The sequence below is a fragment of the Thermodesulfobacteriota bacterium genome (assembly GCA_040754335.1).
Classification (GTDB): Bacteria; Desulfobacterota_D; UBA1144; order Nemesobacterales; family UBA2774; genus 2-12-FULL-53-21.
The window spans coordinates 360,904-377,753 of record JBFMCV010000004.1 but is presented as its reverse complement, the minus strand read 5'-3'; the positions used below and the strand labels follow the sequence as shown (position 1 = coordinate 377,753).

Genomic DNA, 16,850 nt, shown 5'->3' with positions numbered 1-16,850 from the left:
CCTTGAGAGCCCGCTCGGGCATATTCATTGGTTGAATTTCGTACACCACAAACAGTGTATTTTTACACACTCAAACGGATAACGAAGCTGAATAAAAAATTTGATTCCTATAAGCCGTCTATATCACAAATAAAAAATAAAGATGAGTAATATGGCACAGATATTGCTCTCAGACCCGGAATAGAGAGAAGGCAGAATACCTGGAAGCCGCTGCTCCTTACGAGGCTTTCATTCATTCTCTACCGATAGCAGATCCGAAGCTGTAGGAAAATCAAGAGTGGGAGGCGACTATGAAATACGACGAATTGAACGTACAGGATATAGAGACAGAGAGCTACCCAGAACATTTCGAAGAAACAGCTGAAGACGACTTCACGGAAGAAGATGTTTTCGGCGCCGAAGAAACGGCCGGCGACTACAACGGAGCGCCGGCGGAGCTCCCGGATAGGGTTGAGATGTATGACAGGCAGGACGACCAGTTCAGGATATTGAACGACTATTTCAGGGATATTTCAAAAGAACCCCTCCTCACAATCAAGGAAGAGGTGGAGATACCGGCCAAGATAAAGAAATGCGAGCACAAGATAAAACAGATTACGTCGTATCTCGAAAGCTCGTACGAGGACATCGGAAACGGGAGAAAATCCAACGGTCAAAACAACCACAAAAGAAACAGGAACAGACTCAATGCTTCCCTTAAAGCTTACTCCCACCAGGCGGAGAAATTGAAGAAAAGGTTCGCGAGCGCAAACCTGAGACTCGTCATAAGCATCGCGAAGCGGTATGTGAACCACGGCCTTCCCTTCCTCGACCTCATCCAAGAGGGGAACATCGGCCTCATGAAGGCAATCGAACGGTACGACCATTCGAAAGGGTTCAGGTTCTCTACATATGCGTCCTGGTGGATATACCAGGCCATAACGAGAGCGATCCTCGTTCACAGGGGAGCAGTGCGTGTCCCTGTATACCTGCTCGAGGTAACGAGCCGTGTCTACCGCACGAAATCCATACTCATGAAAGAATCGGGCAAGAATCCGACGGCCGAAGAGATCTCGGAGCGCTCGGGGGTGCCGCTCAAATACGTTAGCCGCATATTGAAAATCACAAACGAGTCCGTGAGCCTCGACTCTCCGGTGGACGGTGAAAAGAGGACTCTCTATGACTTCATAGAGGACGAGGAAACGGTCTCGCCCGACCATCTCGTCGTGGACTACGAATTAAAAGAGAGCATACGAAGCTCTCTATCGCTCCTAAGCGTGAAGGAAGAGGAGGTGCTGCGAATGCGGTTCGGAATCGACCGGAGCGACGTCGTGACGCTCGACGATATAGGCAGGAAATTCAAACTCACGAGAGAGCGGATAAGGCAGATCGAGAAGAAGGCGCTGCGGAAGCTTTCAGTTTCAAGAATGAAGGAAGCGCTCAAGAATTTCCGTACATGATTACGGTCGCACCGTGTCGAGGGTTCAAGGACAAAATGTGTCATTTTGCACAATTTATTGTGGTTTTTAACGCATACGGAACGGTGTATGGGACCGCCGGAAATAAGCAAAAATTTTTAACCTGCCACGATAATTAGATTTTTCATATTGTTCTTTTATTGGTACGGTTATTGCACTATAATTAGAAAGCCGACCGGGTAAGTCCGGCCGGTAAAAAAAAATCAGGAGGGTTTGAAGACATGAGAGTAATTGCTCTTTTGTTTGCTGTGTTGTTAGTAACGGGTCTTTCCTTCGGCGGAAACACCTTTTTCGGCAGCGCGTCCTCGATAGCGCAGGACGAGCCGGCCGGCGAGATGCCGGGCGGCGAGATGACGGACGAAGCGACCGACGGTTCGGGAGCCGACACCGGCACCGCTGACAAAGCCACCCCGGGCGAGATGCCGGGCGGCGAGATGACGGACGAAGCGACCGACGGTTCGGGAGCTGCTACTGACGCCGCTGACGAAGCCACAAAAGGTCAGATGCCGGGCGATGAGAAGACGGACGAAGCCGCACAATAGGGAATAAAATTCTTAATCATCGTGAAAGGGGAGCAGCAGCTCCCCTTTTTTTTGGCAGTGTGCCATTTTCAAATTTATTTGCAGAGCGGGGAGGTCAGGGGAAGGAGATATTAAAATGAAACATGTATTACGTCTGTCAATCATATTTCTATTTTCAGGTATTTTTGCAATTCATTTTATCTTATATACGGCATACGCCGATCCGGCAACGGTCAAAAGCAGCAAGTCGAACTCCCAAGATCTCCAAGCACAACCTACACCTACACCCGAGCCCGTCGAAGGGACAACGGTTAAAGGCAGTAAATCGAACACCAGCGAGCGCCAGATACAAACTACCCCTGCCCCCGAGCCCGCAGAGGGGACTACAGTCAAAGGCAGCAAATCGAACTCGAGCGAACGGCAAGCAGAGCCCACTCCCGCTCCCGAGGCTACGGAAGAGTCATCTGTAAAAAGCGGCAAGTCGAACTCGAGCGACTGACTTTCTGATCTTACCGACTACAACTTCATCCGCAATCATGACAGAAAGCAACCCGAAACCGCTTCCATAGAAAAACACCTTTTATGACTGTAGAATAAATCGCATGACGAGGCTCTTGAAAGGCAGGGTAATTGCTCTCTTTGCCTTTGACATCGGCTTTGAGGTGGCGCTCGATCAGCTCAGCAAGCTGCCTTCATCCGCACCGGTGCAGCCTCTATCGCCAAAGAAACAGACTCCTACATTCCTGCAGTACTCCAAGCCGCCTCTGGTCGTGAATTTGGGCGAAGCAAGACCCATTATTTCCGAACCCGGCCGGGCTCAGGTCACAGTCTTTGATTTCGGCGCCGCCAGTATATCTTATCAATGGTCGTTTCCCGAAGGCCCGGACGCGCTGTCATTTTCGGATTTGCAGCCGTTAAGCCGAACGCTCTATGACCTTAATCTTGAAGCCCGGGCGAAGAAACAGATTCAAGAATTTCTGGAAGAAAACCGCTCTGCTATAGTCAGGCCGGAATTGTCGCCCCTGGTTGAAGATTATTATTTGTTCGTCGTTGAAGAATTTGAACAACCCTTGTCGGCCTCCGAATTGCTGTCGCGGCACGGACCGATCATTGCACAGATGCTGCGGTTTGAAACTCAGCCGCTCAGTCCGGAGCAGCAAGGCGAAGCGCTCAATCAAAGGCTCTCATACTACGAGCACGATCTGGTGATCGTTGATTGGAACGCGGCGCTCGTCTATGACCGAGATTTCCGCGATACCGTCAACGTCCTTGAGCTGCTCAACGTGGAGCTGCTGGAAGCGAGATATACCGACGAGCAGCTGGATCGGCGTATCAGCGATTATCAAAGAGTTTCGCTCAAGCAAAGAGCTTCGTTAGTGCCGTTTCTCACACCAAACCGGAAAGCGATCCAGGAGCTGGCGGAACTGCGGCTCGAATCGCTGGTGCTGGCCGAAAGGGTCGATAACGCCCTCAAGCTGATAGGGGATCTCTATCTGGCCAGGGTTCATGCCCTCGCCGCCAGAAGACTATATCTGCAAGATTGGGAGAGCTCCATATCACGCAAACTCGACATTATCGCAAGCCTGTATCAGCTGCTGACCGACCGTGTGCGGACGGTCCAGAGCCAGACCCTGGAGCTGGTCATCATTATTTTGATCCTGGTGGAAATCCTGATGGGCGTGTTCTCACGCTAAGAGGCGTGAGCGAATGAAAGTGCTCGGCCGCTTCGAGCATCGTTACCTTGTTATCGTCCTCATAATCGTCTGGAGCGGGAGAAGACGAAGAAGCGCGAGCTTCTTCATGCGCGCGTTTTTGTTTTATGCGCGCTTCTGTTTTTACTGTGTGTTCCTTCCCTGTGTTTCCTTCAACTGTGTATTCCTTAGTGTTCATATTTTAAACATCCGGTTGTTCATTATCTGAACAGGGGTGTTCATATTCTGAACAGGTGGGTGACGTTTTGTTCACCCTCCCCTCCGCTTCCTTCACGTCGTGGAACGCGAACCCCGGCGCAAGATTGGAGAGATAACCGCAAAGTGGGGCTTTGCATTATTGTTGTAACAAAGTTGAAACAGAAGCTTATCAAGGGAAATAGGACCACGAATAATGTTAAATAATCCACTATAATTATTTAACAATAGTGGTCGGGACGGCCGGACTTGAACCGGCGGCCTCTCTGTCCCGAACGCGATTCGATGTCATTGACGATCGAAGGCACGGCAACGCTGCATCCACGCTATGGCGTTTGGACGCAAGGCTGCGGGCATCGATCAAGTATTCAGGTTCGGACACTGAACGCCGCTCTCATTACCTGGCCCTCCTAAAGTCGATAAATCCGCGCTCAATGTCCGTACCGACCAGCTTCACACGTAACCTGTTGCCGACGTCAAGCCCTTTAAAACCGCTCACCAGCTTGCCTTCCACGGGCGGTTGAAGAAGACGGACCCAGGTGCCCTTTTCGGATACGCCGGTAACTATGGCATCGAACCTGTCTCCGATCCTTGATTCAAGCAGTATCGCTGCTGCGGATTTTCCGACCTGCCGTTCGAGTTTCTTTGCTATGTCTTCCATTTCGGTGCAATGCTTTGCGAGTTCCTCCAATTCATCGTTCTCATAGGGCAGTGAACCGCCCTCCATCGCGGCTTTCAGCAGCCGCTGCGTGATCAGATCGGGATATCGGCGATTCGGGGCCGTTGAATGACTATAATCACTGACGGCAAGACCGAAGTGACCGGGCGCCGTGTTTCCCGGAAGCTGGGCGACGTATTCACCGGAGCCCATCATCTTGATTACGCTAAGGGAAAGATCCGGAAAGCTGAGAGGATCAGCGGCTTTCGCAAATACCAGGAATTGCTCGAGGGACTTGGAGTCGGGTTTCCGGGGCAGCTCGAAGCCTCGCTCCGAGGCGATCTCGACGATCCGGTCCCAGCGTTCGGGCGTGCGTAATACGCGCCGCAGCGACGGAAACATCTTGGACTCGAGATAACGTGCGGTAACACCGTTCGCAGCGATCATGAAATCTTCGATAAGGTCTTTAGCCCTGTTCCTTCTTTCGGCTTCAAAGCCCTTGAGCATATCTCCTTCAAACACCGCACGTGTTTTTATTGTTTCGAGATTAAGCGCACCCTGCATGTACCGGAGAGCCCTTAGCTTTTGGGCCACGCTATCCTGGAGCCTGAGGTTCTCGTCGAGGCGCTTGACTGTTTCGATCCCTTGCGGCATTGGTCCGTCGCCCTCGAGCCAGTCGCCGACACTGTCGTAGGCAAGCTTCGCATGATTGCGGACCATCGCTCCATAGAGGTTCGAATCCAGAAGTAAACCGTCCCGGGCGATGACCATTTCAATGACGATGGCAAGGCGGTCTGATTCATAGTTGAGAGAGGTAAGATCGGTCGAGAGTTTTTCGGGAAGCATCGTAAATATCTCGGCAGGGGTGTAAACCGAGGTGGTGTTCTGCCAGGCGTGATCATCAATCGCCGACTTGTTCTTTACGACAGCGTCTACGTCGGCAATTGCGACGAGTATCTTTACGGCCCCGTCCGGCATGGATTCGGCAAAGGTAAGCTGGTCCAAATCGCGTGAATCATCGTTGTCTATAGAGCACCAGATGAGGTTTCTGAGATCACGCGTTGATTCCTCAACACGTGCTGCAGGCCCATGGATTCCGTCGAGCTCGGAAAGCGCCTGAGGCGGGAAATCCGGATGAAGTCCTCTTTCAATCATCGCCCGGCGCGCAATCCTTTGCAAGATGAGGCGGTGATTTCCGCCCTCTTTGTCTGTCACAACTTCACCTCCCTAAAAATACCTCGCCACTTACGCTGTGATAATGTTACCCACAATAATCATTCCTAAAAGGAGATAGTGAACTTCCTGGAATGACCATGCTCCAGTCAATAATATAATCTAGTTTTTTAACATGAAACCCTGTATACAGCTCATGCACAGGAGATAATTTGAATAGCAGGGAAGCCTTGCATGTTCTCGCAGAACTTGTGAGGCTTGAACAGAAGCCGACTCGGGCCATATCCCGGGAGAACCGTAGATATTGTCGCTCTTCAAGAACTTAGCATTTCATCAATACTTAGTGACAAATCAACTGGCTAGGGCTTGGGAGTAATTTGAGAAATCGCTGAAAGTCCCGGAAATTAATGGTCGGGGTGGCCGGACTTGAACCGGCGGCCTCTGCGTCCCGAACGCAACGCTCTAGCCAATCTGAGCTACACCCCGGCCGGAGGTATAAATTTACAATATTTTGAAATTGTTGCAAGGCTGATTGAGAAGAAAAATTGCTCAGATCGAGACCCCTGCAAGTACTTCGAAACAAGGCATTTTCCCCAATTTCCTACAGATGATATATTATTGAAACCAGGTGCGCAGGAGCGGGTTTTTAAAATGGAGCTCAGCATGAAGTCAGCAATAATAATGGTTACGGGATTTCTGGCCCTCATTTTGTTCGTCAGTGATGTGAAGTCAGGGGACACAGAAGAGCCCGGCCAACCTTATGAGGTCGAGCTGCGGGTCGGGGAAATCTTTAAAGTCTGTAAATCCGGCGTTGTCGTATGCCCGGTAATTCTGTCCCTTTGCGACGACGCGAATATTGTCACGTCGGTCAATTCACCGGACGGGCTCGGGTTCAAGGGCGTCGCACCCGGAACTACTCTATGCTCGGTGGGTACGGCTGTGGGGCCGCGCAGACTCTTCCGCATGACCGTGCATTGAAAAGACGCAGTGCCCGGCAGAATCGGATAATATAAAAACAGTGTGTATACTATTTCATTCTTCATATTAAACTCAGCTTGACGGAAGGTGAACCATACCATGAACACTGAACTAAAAGACATCATAAGGAAAATCATAGAATTTCGGGATGCCCGCTATCGGAAGCAATTTCACAATCCTAAGGATATTGCCCTGTCAATGGTGCTTGAAGCCAGCGAATTGATGGAGCATTTTCAATGGAAATCAACGGAAGAAATTGAGCAGTACGTTAATGAACATAAAGAAGAAATCGGCGAAGTGCTGGCCGATGTTTTATATTGGGTTTTACTAATGAGTCACGATCTAAAAATCAACGTAATTGAAACTCTGGATAAAAAAATCGAAAATAACGAGAGAAATTATCCAATTGAAAAATCCAAAGCACGAATCGGGACTCCTGAGACCGCTTAGAAACAGAGCGGACAGAATCCTTAGCATGATAAACGGACTATCGCTTGTTGCGGTATAAAGCATCGGGGAAAACGTGAAAACATGGAACACGTCAGGGTTGTTCACCCTCACCAATCGGTTCAATCGATGTTGTTATTGAAGCGACGCTCCATGTCCCGGCCACGTAACGGACAAAAACGGGTTTTTCGTTCCGCAGAAGATCCAGAACCGCGGGAAAGTCTTCCCACGAATAATGACACCACACGTAACCCGACGGTGTCTGATCGTCCGTGTTGGGCATGGTTGCCGGGTCCCGGTGAAAGTAAGCGCCTCCGATCAGGCTGGAGTCGTCACGCCTGAGCCCGATTATCGCTCGATACGGATATCCGGTCGTGTTCTTGCCCCCCGCGTAATAAGCAACGTCATACTGCTTTATCTCTTCGTAGTATGCCATAGCATATCTCCTTTCCGGCTCGTCGACTTCGTTTGCCGTCCTAGTATCAATTATACAGCGCTTCCACATAACCGATAGACAGATTTTGAAACTCCCCTGTAACGTAAACGAGCGATAAGTAGATCCTCCCGGCAAAATAATCGGTGTCGGGGGCTTCGTACGCAGAAGCCGCGTTCCAGCAACTGTGTAATCGGGTGAGATACGATTCGAGCCCGGAAAATCTGTTATCATTTTACCTAAGAAGATAGAATACCGGGGATATCCGGGAGTTACGTTCCATGGAACTGAAAGAGCTTGGGAATACGGGGGTAATGATCCCGGAGATTGGGCTCGGGACGTGGCGGTATAGGGGCGGCGTGGAGCCCCTGCGGAAAGGCATAGAGCTCGGGGCTACGCTCATCGACACGGCCGAGGGATACGGGACTGAGCGCATAGTCGGCAAAGCGGTCGAGGGGATGAGGGACCGTGTATTTATTGCGACCAAGGTATCGGGCAGGCATCTCGGCTACGACGACGTGCTCCGCGCTGCGGAAGAGAGCCTCACCGAGCTCGGAACAGACTATATCGACCTCTACCAGGTCCACTGGCCTAACTCATCTTATCCAATGAAGGAAACCATGCATGCTATGGAGACACTCGTCGAGAGAGGCTACGTGAGATTTATAGGCGTGAGCAATTTCGACCTCGACGACCTGAGAGAGGCCGAGGCGGCCTTGAGGCACACGCCGATAGTATCGAACCAGGTCCTCTACAACCTGAACGAGAGGGGGATCGAAGAAGACTTGCTCCCCTACTGTTTTGAGAACCGGATTACAATACTCGCATACACGCCGCTTGACGACGGCAACCTCGCGTCGAGGCCTCGATTCATGCCGTCAAAGAGAATCAGGGTGTTAGAAGAGATAGCCCGCGGGACTGGAAAAACGACGGCGCAGGTCGCGCTCAACTGGTGCACGTCCCGTGAGAACGTAGTCGCGATCCCGAAATCGGACAGTGTCCAGAGGACGATAGAAAACTGCGGAGCCTCGGGCTGGCGGCTATCCGAGGCGCATTTAAAACTCCTCGACGAGGCTTTCTCCTAGATGCTCAATATTTCTTAAACAGGCGCGACCGGCCCGAATGTCGATATTAAACACACCCGTCCATTCGTATGATATATTTCTTGGGGATTTTTACATCTCATTGCATAAAGACCCGACCCGATCGGAGGAAAAATGACCATAAACGATTCGACCGCAAAAATGAACTGGGACCTCTCGAGCTACTTCCCCGGGTTCAACGGACCTGAGATGAAAGAATTCAAGGAGAACCTCAAGAGGGATATACAGCTGGTGAAGGAAAAGGCCTCGGCTTTAGCACCCCTCGACGACACTAACCGAAACGAATGGGAGGACGTCTTTCTCAGGAACGAAGACCTCGTCGCGCGCTACACGCACATCGATTCCTATATCGGATGTTTATCAGCGGCCGACGGGCTTAACGAAGACTATCTCAGGGAAGAGGCAGAGATGTCGGCGCTCGGAGCGGAATTCTCGAAGCTCAAGGTAGAGCTCATGAGGGGAATAAAGGACGCATCCGAAGAAGACTTCGCATCGTTAAAAGAGAGCGCGCCGCTCGCGAGCTGCAAATACTATCTCTCAAGGCTGTGGGAAGACTCACAGAAGAAAATGAACACGGAGCGGGAAGTGCTGGCGGCCGACCTCGGAGTCGACGGAATCAGCGCCTGGGGAAGGCTATACGACACCGTATCGGGCAAGCTCGAATTCGAGATGACGTATCCCGACGGCACCGTCAGGACGCTGCCTATCTCGCAGAGAAGGTCCCTCATGGAAAAACCCGAGAGGGAGATCAGAAAAGCCGCATTCGAGGGAGGGAACAGGGCGTGGCAGAACATAGAGGATACTGCGGCCGCGGCGTTAAACGCTATCGCGGGCACACGGCTCACGCTCAATAAATACAGGGGCATAGACCATTTCCTTGATGTCGCCCTTTTCCAGTCCTCGATCAGCAGAAAAACGCTCGACGCTATGTTCGAAGCAATATACTCGGAGCTCGAGCTCCCGAGGAGCATACTCAGGTTTAAAGCCGAAACTATGAAGCGGGACAACATAGCCTGGTATGACCTCGGGGCGCCGTTAGATCTCGAGTCCGGGCAGAAGCTCACATGGAGCATGGCGAAGAAGATGGTCAAGAACTCGTTCGCCGCGTCCTATCCCAGGCTCGGCAAGTTCATAGACGGCGTGTATAAGAACGAGTGGATCGACTGGGAGCCGCGCGAGGGCAAACGTCCCGGCGGGTTCTGTACCGGGTCGCTACTCACGAAAGAGTCGAGGATCTTCATGACATACAACGAGACACTCGGGGACGTGCTGACGCTCGCCCACGAGGCGGGACACGCGTTTCACAGCTACGTAATGAGCGACATTCGCCCCTATTCTCATTTCTATCCCATGACGCTCGCCGAATCGGCGTCCACTTTCGGCGAGATGATACTCACGGAAGGAGTGCTCGAAGACCCTTCGATCGACGACGTGGAGAAAGCGCTTACGCTCGACATGGAGGTAAACCACGGGGCCATTTACCTCATGGACATCCCGGTCCGGTACGAATTCGAGAAGGCTTTCTATGAAGAACGGCAGGAGGGCGAGGTGAGCGTCAGCAGGCTCAAGGAGCTTATGGCCGTCACACAGCGGAGGATATTCGGCGACGTGCTCGAAGAGGGCGGCGAAGACCCTTATTTCTGGGCGTCGAAGCTCCATTTCTATATAACGGGCATCACGTTCTACAACTTCCCGTATACGTTCGGATACCTGTTGAGCCGGGGCCTCTTCTCGATGTTCAGGAGAGAGGGGAAGGGGTTCCTTCCGAAGTACGAGGAGTTCCTGAGGCTTTCGGGCTCGGACACGGCCGTGAACGTGGCGAAGAGGAGCATCGGCAGGGACCTCGAATCACCGGATTTCTGGGTGGAGTCCATAAACTCGCTGAGTGAACCGCTCATGCAGCTCAAGAAGCTCCTAAAGAATATGAAGGTTTAAAGGTACGGACACTCCCTCACGGGGGATCCCGTGTTTATAACCTTCCGGACAAGCTCCCTAAAAACTCCAGACGGCGGCGTTCGCGGAGCCGAACGAAAGATCGAGTATAAGGGAAAGCATTATAATCAGCATGTATATAATGGAAGCGCCGAACGCTTTGCCGTAATCGGTATTCTTCACCGCGCTCCGTATAATCACGTATTCGAAATAGAGCCCCGAAACGATCGCGAAGACGGCGTAATAGTCGGAGCAGTAATGCAGTATCCAGAGCGAAAGCGAGAGCGGCAGGAGCGCTATTGAGTAGAGGAGTATCATTACGTTCGTAAACTTCGAGCCGAGCGCCACGGGCATGACGGGCACGCCCGCTTTCTTGTAATCGAGCTTGTATTTCTGGGCGAGCGCCCAGAAGTGAGGGGGCTGCCAGAGCATCATGAACGTGAACAGTATTATTCCGTCAACGCCGATGTGGGGGTTCACCGCCGTGTATCCGACCAGCACGGGCAGCGCTCCCGGGAGCCCGCCGAGTATGGTGCCGTAAGGGGAGCTCCGCTTGAGATAAAGGGTATAGAGGAGCGTGTAGCTCAGGATGGCCGCAATTATGAGCGCACCGTTCACCGCGTTCAGATAATAAAAAGAAACAAACAGCGAAACGGCTATGAATACGAGGGATATGAGCGTGGCCGTCTTTTCGCCTACGACTTCGAGCGCGTCCACACGCTTGCTGAGCCTGCTCATGAGCGTATCTATCTGCTTGTCGAGTACGTTGTTGAGTATCGCGGAGCCTGCGGCGCTCAGGAGCAGGGAAAGCACGGCCAACAGCGTCAATACGAGGGGTGGTATCCCGCGGTTTGCCAGGACCATGCCGGCGAAACCGGTGAACGCGACGCTCAGAATTATCCCCGGCTTCGAAAGCAGTATGGTCGAGACGACTATCTTCGCAGGCGCCCTGTCAATGTGTCCGATCGTATTCATGTATCCCTGTCATTCCCCACAGTCCGTTTATTGGCAAGTTTCCTCCATCCCCCTGAACCAAGTATAAAGTACGAGAGAAAGTATTAACAGGGCGAAAGAGAGATGGAGCGCCGTGATTGCGAAGTTGAGTTTCGTTTGAACTACTCCCGCTCCGAGAGCGATCTGTAGCGCGATGAGGCATACGAGAGCCACTAATGCCTTGCGGTACATCAGAAGCCCCTTGGTCATGTACGAGGAGACGAGGAGTATAAGTACAGTAAGTGTGATAACGTATGCCGCCACTCTGTGTACGAAGTGGTTAAGTATGATCCCCGATAAGTTGGGCGGTATCCAGTAGCCGAGACATGTAGGGAAATCCGGACAGGCAAGACCCGAGTTTGAATGTCTTACATACGCGCCAAGCACCGCCTGAACGAATACAAGAAGCCCCAGAAAAAAGAATATCCCCTTATAGCCCCCGATATTGAAATGCGGCATCTTCTTCTTGCCGTCGTAAAACGCGATATAAAGAGTCAGTGAGAATATCACGATCGCATTCGCAAAATGGTAGGTCGTGAGGTCTACGGGCAGCTCGAGCAGCACTACAATGCCGCCGAGGACGATCTGCGCCAGGAGAAGGAGCACGATCGTCACGGGGACCAGCTTTACGGAGCCCCGGTAAGCGCGGAACCTCTGATAGGAAAGGATGACGAGAAAAAGAGAGGTCACGCCACCTATTATACGGTGCATGAACTCCATATATATATCCCACCTGAAAGGGGGGAGCACCGTCCCGTGACATAACGGCCAATCCGGACACGCGAGTCCCGCTTTAAGACCGGCAACCAGATTACCCCAGATTAAGAGAAGAAAGAGAAGAAAAAGGGTAATTTTAGCAATCATGAATAATTGAATCTAAGGGACTATAGTCCTCGTAAACGTGTCAGTAATCGTCATCCCGATGAGTAACGCCAGGAGGCTGAGCGGGAAGAGCGCAAATACCCACGTGATCGAATCCTCGAACTTCAGGTGCATGAAATAAAGTGCCACTATGGACGCTTTTATCGAGGCGACCACGAGCGCAATGACAATGTTGAGCATACCGAAATTGATATACGACACATATACCGTGATAGCCGTCATAACCATGAGCGCGACCCATACTATTATGTATGTCTTGTTGCTCGTTATGTGGTGTTCTTCAGTATGTGAATGAGTAGCCATACTTATTTCCTCCGTTCAGCCTATGAGATAAAGTAACGGGAAAAGATATATCCAGATCAGGTCCACCAGGTGCCAGTAAAGCCCTCCAACTTCGACAGGGGTGTTGTACTTGGCCGTGAACTTTCCCTTGAGCGTCAGGACCATTATAACTGCAAGAATAGCGAGTCCGATAAAGACGTGAAGCATGTGGAGCCCGGTCATCATAAAATACAGTGAGAAGAATATGCTCGTGTCAGGGTAGATGTGATGATGGAACTTGGCGCTGTACTCGAAATACTTCACGACGCCGAATGCGAGACCGCAGAGTATTGTAATCAGGATCAGTATGGCGGTTGCCTTCTGCTTCCCGCGCTGAATAGCAGAGACCCCCATGGCCATGGTCAAGCTGCTGAATATCAGTATGCACGTGTTTACGGCACCAAGCTTCTTATTGAGCTCCACGTGCTGCTCGAAAAACATCTCGGGGTACTTTGCGCGGAAAATCGCGTAAGCCGCGAAAAGCCCTCCGAAAAGCAGGATCTCCGTCCCGAGGAACAGCCACATGCCGAGCTTCGAGGACTTGTACTCGACAACAGGATCCATGTGATGGCCGTGTGTGTGTTCTACGCTAGCTTCTCCCATTTGGGCCTCCGATTATTTCTTTTTTCCGTAACCGTACGTCCAGTCGGTGACATGCGGTATTTCCTCAAAATTCTCGAGCGGCGGGGGCGAAGGCACCTGCCATTCGAGCGAAAGCGAACCGTAGGGGTTTTGAGGGGCTTTTTCTCCGTTAATCAGACCTGCTATGAGGTTGATTGTCATGATGAATATGCCGAACCCCAGTATCCAGGAGCCGTAAGTCGATAGCGACATAAGCGACTCAAACTCCGCCGGATACGTGGCATATCTCCTGGGCATTCCCTGAACCCCCAAAAAGAACTGCGGGAAGAACGTGACGTTGAAGCCTATGAAAATGAAGAGCCACGCGATCTTCGCAACGGTTTCGTTAAACATCTTGCCGAACCACTTCGGGAACCAGAAGTGGAGAGCCCCGAAGAACCCCATCACCGTTCCGCCTATCATTACATAGTGCATATGAGCTACGACGAAGTATGTATCGTGTAGGTGTATATCCGACGCGAGGGCACCCAGGAAGAGGCCAGTGAGACCCCCGATCGTGAACAGGAATACGAACGCGAGGGCGTACAGCATCGCGGAGTGGAGATGTATCGACCCCTTATAGAGCGTGGCCGTCCAGTTGAACACCTTGATGGCAGTCGGTATGGCGACCAAAAACGTAAGGAACGAGAAAATCGTCGCTGCTGTGTCCGATATCCCGCTCGTGAACATGTGGTGGGCCCAGACGAGGAAGCTGATGAACGCGATGCCGAGGCTCGAATACGCTATCGCCTTGTAGCCGAATATAGGTTTCCTCGCGAAGACCGGAATGATCTCGGATATGACCCCCATGGCCGGGATGATCATGATATAGACCGCGGGGTGGGAATAGAACCAGAAAAAGTTCTGGAACAGTATAGGGTCTCCGCCTTTCGCCGGGTCGAAGAAGCCGACGCCGAGAGTCCTCTCCATTATCAGGAGGAGAAGCGTGATCCCCACGACGGGCGTCGCCAGAAGCTGGAGAACCGCGGTGGCGTATGAAGCCCATATGAAAAGAGGGAGCCTGTGCCAGGTCATGCCCGGCGCCCTCATCTTGTGTATCGTGACTATGAAGTTGAGCCCCGTCAGGATCGACGAGAAACCCAAAACGAAGACGCCTAACGTGATCATCACGACGTCTGTGTTGGTAGTCGCACTGTAGGGGGTGTAGAACGTCCATCCGGTGTCGGCGGGTTTCGCGAGGGCTATGAGCACGATCACGGTGCCCAGCAGGTAGATCCAGTAGCTTCCCAGATTCAGCTTGGGGAATGCGACGTCGGGCGCCCCTATCATAAGGGGTATCAGGAAATTGCCGAAGCTCGCCGCGAGGCCGGGTACTATGAAGAAGAAAACCATTATCGAGCCGTGGAGCGTGAAGAACACGTTGTAGGTATGCGGCTGTACGAAATCAGAGGTCGGGGTCAGGAGCTCGTACCTCAGGAGGAGCGCGAAAACGCCCGCAACGAGGAAGAAGAACGAGATCGATATCAGATACATTATTCCTATGCGTTTATGGTCGGTGGAAAGAATCCATGACAATATTCCCTTCTTCTCGAGAAATGGAACATATACGTCGTGGGCAATTGTATGGTTTGCCATAAAACTAGCCTCCTTAAAATACGGACATCTATTTTAACGTCTTTATATACGCTACGAGCGCCGTTACGTCCTCGTCACTGAGTATGCCTTTAAACGAAGGCATGACCGGCGCGAATCCCTTAACCACCTGCGCCTGCGGCTCAAATATAGACTGCTTCACATAGTTCTCGTCCACATCGACCGTCGAGCCGTCCTGAAGCTCTACCGAGTGGCCGAAAATGCCCTTGAATGAAGGACCGACGAGCGTGGAGCCGTCAACGCTGTGACAGGCGTTACAACCTTTTTCCTTGTAAATTTTTTCACCCAGCTCGGCCGGCGGTAGAGACGCCACGCCTGCGCCTTCTTCGGCTTTCACGCCCTTTTCCCATATCTCATACGCCTCGGGACTGAGCACAACGACCTTTCCAAGCATAGCCGAATGCCCCGTGCCGCAGTACTCGGCGCAGAAAATGTCGAAGGTCCCTATTTTGGTCGGAGTAAACCAGAGCTGGGTATACCTGCCCGGCACCAGGTCCTGCTTTACGCGGAACCCCGGGACGAAGAAGCTGTGGAGCACGTCCTGGGCCTCCATAACGAGCCTGACGGGCCTGTTCTGCTGCACGTAGAGCTCGTTGATGGTCTTTTTTCCGTTGTAGTAGTCAAACGTCCAGAGCCACTGTTTTCCCTGAACGGTCACTTCGACCGAGTCCTCGGGCGGCGTCCTCATGTCCTTAAAAACCACAAAACCGTAGATGAACAGCACGATGAGGAGTATGGAGGGTATCACGGTCCAGATTATCTCGAGCGGCTCGCTTCCCGTGATATAGGGGGTTTCCTCGTCTTCCCTCTTCCTTCTGTACTTTATAGCGAAATAGACGAGCACTATGGTGATGAGTATGAAGAATACAAGCGACAGGAGAGTAATCAGGAGCAACACCCCGTCAACTTTGCTTGCCAGATTCGATGCTACCTCGGGAATCCAAGTCATGTGTCTCTTTTAAACCTCCATTCTCCTATTCGGGTTCCTTCCTCTCTTTTCTCCAGAAGTACGTGAGCACCCCGCAAATCGACAACAGTGTTACGACCCCGGCGGCTTTGACGACATTTAAAGCCTTAAGCGCATATTTCTTGCCCACCGGATCGAATTCATAGCAGAAGAGAAGAAGCTTGTTTAACATTTCGGAAGAGCCTATCCTTCCCTTTGAAGCTTCGAGGAGGGACAGCCTGAAATCGTTGGACTCGTATTGAATGCCGGGGAGGTACCTTGAAATCTTTCCCTCAGGGGTGAGAATTATTAATGCGGAAGCGTGGGCGAATTCATCGCCGTCTACCTTATACCTGAAGCCTACGGCTTCAGTCAGCCTGCGTATGTTGTCCGTATCGGAAGTCAAAAACACCCAATTCTCCTTTCCCGGATCCCCGTGCTTCACCATCCCGCGATATTTCGAGGCCTTAGTACCCGACAGATCAGACGTGTCCTCGGGGTCGAAGCTGACTGTCAGGACTTTATAATCCTTTCCGATCTCGAGCGAACCCTGCTCGTTCATTACCTGAAGAAGCCCTTCCGTCGCAAAATTACACAACCTAGGACAGCCGAAATAAACCAGGTTAAGCACAACCGGCTTCGCCTGATTGAAGAAGTCCCTTAACTCAACCGTCTCGTTGTTCTCGTCGGCGAACCGTATATCACCGGGAACCAATGCTCCCGTCTTTTCGTCGATGCCGATATCCTTTACATCCCTCGAATCGGTTATGGCAAAAACGTGATTTGTTGAAAACAGTAACAAAAGAACCGATAGTTTTACCAGCGCTTTCGAGTTATACATATTTTCAACCCTGCTCCCTGTCG

17 protein-coding genes and 1 tRNA gene are annotated in these 16,850 nt (G+C 51.7%); 8 read left to right on the top strand and 10 right to left on the bottom strand.

The genetic code is table 11. The features are described from left to right. Positions 1-290 precede the first annotated feature (290 nt). From AB1598_10695 to AB1598_10680, 4 genes are all read left to right on the top strand, one after another. Positions 291-1,439, top strand: coding sequence for a sigma-70 family RNA polymerase sigma factor (locus tag AB1598_10695; protein ID MEW6145473.1), 1,149 nt, complete (start codon positions 291-293; stop codon positions 1,437-1,439). 239 nt (positions 1,440-1,678) lie between these two features. Next, positions 1,679-1,999, top strand: coding sequence for a hypothetical protein (locus AB1598_10690; GenBank protein MEW6145472.1), 321 nt, complete (start codon positions 1,679-1,681; stop codon positions 1,997-1,999). Between the two features lie 115 nt (positions 2,000-2,114). Next, positions 2,115-2,477 carry a hypothetical protein gene (locus AB1598_10685; protein MEW6145471.1) on the top strand — a complete coding sequence of 121 codons (363 nt, stop codon included), beginning with the start codon at positions 2,115-2,117 and terminating at the stop codon, positions 2,475-2,477. A gap of 103 nt (positions 2,478-2,580) precedes the next feature. Beyond that, positions 2,581-3,672, top strand: a complete 1,092-nt coding sequence (locus AB1598_10680; protein MEW6145470.1) for a hypothetical protein — start codon at positions 2,581-2,583, stop codon at positions 3,670-3,672. Positions 3,673-4,282: 610 nt separating this feature from the next. Here AB1598_10680 and AB1598_10675 read toward each other — a convergent pair. Continuing rightward, positions 4,283-5,698: an RNB domain-containing ribonuclease gene (locus AB1598_10675; GenBank protein MEW6145469.1), complete on the bottom strand. Its 1,416-nt coding sequence runs from the start codon at positions 5,696-5,698 to the stop codon at positions 4,283-4,285. A gap of 426 nt (positions 5,699-6,124) precedes the next feature. Next, positions 6,125-6,202: transfer RNA gene (locus AB1598_10670), tRNA-Pro, on the bottom strand. Between the two features lie 177 nt (positions 6,203-6,379). Between AB1598_10670 and AB1598_10665 the strand changes: the two genes are divergently transcribed. Both AB1598_10665 and AB1598_10660 read left to right on the top strand, forming a co-directional pair. Then, entirely contained in the window at positions 6,380-6,694 is a 315-nt protein-coding gene (locus AB1598_10665; protein ID MEW6145468.1) for a hypothetical protein, read from the top strand. A gap of 99 nt (positions 6,695-6,793) precedes the next feature. Then, positions 6,794-7,144 (top strand): nucleotide pyrophosphohydrolase, encoded by a 351-nt coding sequence (locus tag AB1598_10660; GenBank protein MEW6145467.1) that lies wholly within the window; start codon positions 6,794-6,796, stop codon positions 7,142-7,144. A gap of 91 nt (positions 7,145-7,235) precedes the next feature. Here the strand turns inward: AB1598_10660 and AB1598_10655 are convergent, their stop codons facing one another. Beyond that, positions 7,236-7,577 carry a hypothetical protein gene (locus AB1598_10655; protein ID MEW6145466.1) on the bottom strand — a complete coding sequence of 114 codons (342 nt, stop codon included), beginning with the start codon at positions 7,575-7,577 and terminating at the stop codon, positions 7,236-7,238. A 278-nt stretch (positions 7,578-7,855) separates the two neighbouring features. On the opposite strand from AB1598_10655, the gene AB1598_10650 reads away from it, so the two are divergent. Next, entirely contained in the window at positions 7,856-8,659 is an 804-nt protein-coding gene (locus AB1598_10650; protein MEW6145465.1) for an aldo/keto reductase, read from the top strand. 132 nt (positions 8,660-8,791) lie between these two features. Beyond that, the gene (locus AB1598_10645; GenBank protein MEW6145464.1) at positions 8,792-10,612 is read left to right on the top strand and encodes a M3 family oligoendopeptidase; all 1,821 of its coding nucleotides are present in this window, start codon (positions 8,792-8,794) and stop codon (positions 10,610-10,612) included. A 57-nt stretch (positions 10,613-10,669) separates the two neighbouring features. On the opposite strand, the gene cyoE is transcribed toward AB1598_10645, so the two are convergent. The 7 genes from cyoE to AB1598_10610 are packed head-to-tail and all read right to left on the bottom strand — an operon-like array spanning position 10,670 to position 16,827. Continuing rightward, on the bottom strand, positions 10,670-11,584 hold the full coding sequence (gene cyoE, locus AB1598_10640) for a heme o synthase (protein MEW6145463.1): 915 nt from the start codon (positions 11,582-11,584) through the stop codon (positions 10,670-10,672). 27 nt (positions 11,585-11,611) lie between these two features. Next, positions 11,612-12,466: a COX15/CtaA family protein gene (locus tag AB1598_10635; GenBank protein MEW6145462.1), complete on the bottom strand. Its 855-nt coding sequence runs from the start codon at positions 12,464-12,466 to the stop codon at positions 11,612-11,614. A 12-nt stretch (positions 12,467-12,478) separates the two neighbouring features. Further along, entirely contained in the window at positions 12,479-12,787 is a 309-nt protein-coding gene (locus AB1598_10630; protein ID MEW6145461.1) for a cytochrome C oxidase subunit IV family protein, read from the bottom strand. A gap of 15 nt (positions 12,788-12,802) precedes the next feature. Next, the gene (locus AB1598_10625; GenBank protein MEW6145460.1) at positions 12,803-13,408 is read right to left on the bottom strand and encodes a cytochrome c oxidase subunit 3 family protein; all 606 of its coding nucleotides are present in this window, start codon (positions 13,406-13,408) and stop codon (positions 12,803-12,805) included. A 12-nt stretch (positions 13,409-13,420) separates the two neighbouring features. Continuing rightward, on the bottom strand, positions 13,421-15,022 hold the full coding sequence (ctaD, locus tag AB1598_10620) for a cytochrome c oxidase subunit I (GenBank protein MEW6145459.1): 1,602 nt from the start codon (positions 15,020-15,022) through the stop codon (positions 13,421-13,423). A gap of 28 nt (positions 15,023-15,050) precedes the next feature. Next, the gene (gene coxB, locus AB1598_10615) at positions 15,051-15,989 is read right to left on the bottom strand and encodes a cytochrome c oxidase subunit II (protein ID MEW6145458.1); all 939 of its coding nucleotides are present in this window, start codon (positions 15,987-15,989) and stop codon (positions 15,051-15,053) included. Positions 15,990-16,014: 25 nt separating this feature from the next. After that, complete coding sequence (locus AB1598_10610; protein MEW6145457.1) at positions 16,015-16,827, bottom strand: SCO family protein; 813 nt, start codon at positions 16,825-16,827, stop codon at positions 16,015-16,017. Between the last annotated feature and the right edge of the window lie 23 nt (positions 16,828-16,850).

Excerpts from the sequence above, each read along its gene's own strand:
- cyoE (MEW6145463.1), bottom strand. The coding sequence starts at position 11,584 with ATGAATACGATCGGACACATTGACAGGGCGCCTGCGAAGATAGTCGTC.
- AB1598_10685 (MEW6145471.1), top strand. The coding sequence starts at position 2,115 with ATGAAACATGTATTACGTCTGTCAATCATATTTCTATTTTCAGGTATT.
- AB1598_10690 (MEW6145472.1), top strand. The coding sequence starts at position 1,679 with ATGAGAGTAATTGCTCTTTTGTTTGCTGTGTTGTTAGTAACGGGTCTT.
- coxB (MEW6145458.1), bottom strand. The coding sequence starts at position 15,989 with ATGACTTGGATTCCCGAGGTAGCATCGAATCTGGCAAGCAAAGTTGAC.
- AB1598_10665 (MEW6145468.1), top strand. The coding sequence starts at position 6,380 with ATGAAGTCAGCAATAATAATGGTTACGGGATTTCTGGCCCTCATTTTG.
- AB1598_10650 (MEW6145465.1), top strand. The coding sequence starts at position 7,856 with ATGGAACTGAAAGAGCTTGGGAATACGGGGGTAATGATCCCGGAGATT.
- AB1598_10645 (MEW6145464.1), top strand. The coding sequence starts at position 8,792 with ATGACCATAAACGATTCGACCGCAAAAATGAACTGGGACCTCTCGAGC.
- AB1598_10630 (MEW6145461.1), bottom strand. The coding sequence starts at position 12,787 with ATGGCTACTCATTCACATACTGAAGAACACCACATAACGAGCAACAAG.
- AB1598_10625 (MEW6145460.1), bottom strand. The coding sequence starts at position 13,408 with ATGGGAGAAGCTAGCGTAGAACACACACACGGCCATCACATGGATCCT.
- AB1598_10695 (MEW6145473.1), top strand. The coding sequence starts at position 291 with ATGAAATACGACGAATTGAACGTACAGGATATAGAGACAGAGAGCTAC.
- AB1598_10610 (MEW6145457.1), bottom strand. The coding sequence starts at position 16,827 with ATGTATAACTCGAAAGCGCTGGTAAAACTATCGGTTCTTTTGTTACTG.
- AB1598_10635 (MEW6145462.1), bottom strand. The coding sequence starts at position 12,466 with ATGATTGCTAAAATTACCCTTTTTCTTCTCTTTCTTCTCTTAATCTGG.
- ctaD (MEW6145459.1), bottom strand. The coding sequence starts at position 15,022 with ATGGCAAACCATACAATTGCCCACGACGTATATGTTCCATTTCTCGAG.
- AB1598_10680 (MEW6145470.1), top strand. The coding sequence starts at position 2,581 with ATGACGAGGCTCTTGAAAGGCAGGGTAATTGCTCTCTTTGCCTTTGAC.
- AB1598_10655 (MEW6145466.1), bottom strand. The coding sequence starts at position 7,577 with ATGGCATACTACGAAGAGATAAAGCAGTATGACGTTGCTTATTACGCG.
- AB1598_10675 (MEW6145469.1), bottom strand. The coding sequence starts at position 5,698 with ATGATTGAAAGAGGACTTCATCCGGATTTCCCGCCTCAGGCGCTTTCC.
- AB1598_10660 (MEW6145467.1), top strand. The coding sequence starts at position 6,794 with ATGAACACTGAACTAAAAGACATCATAAGGAAAATCATAGAATTTCGG.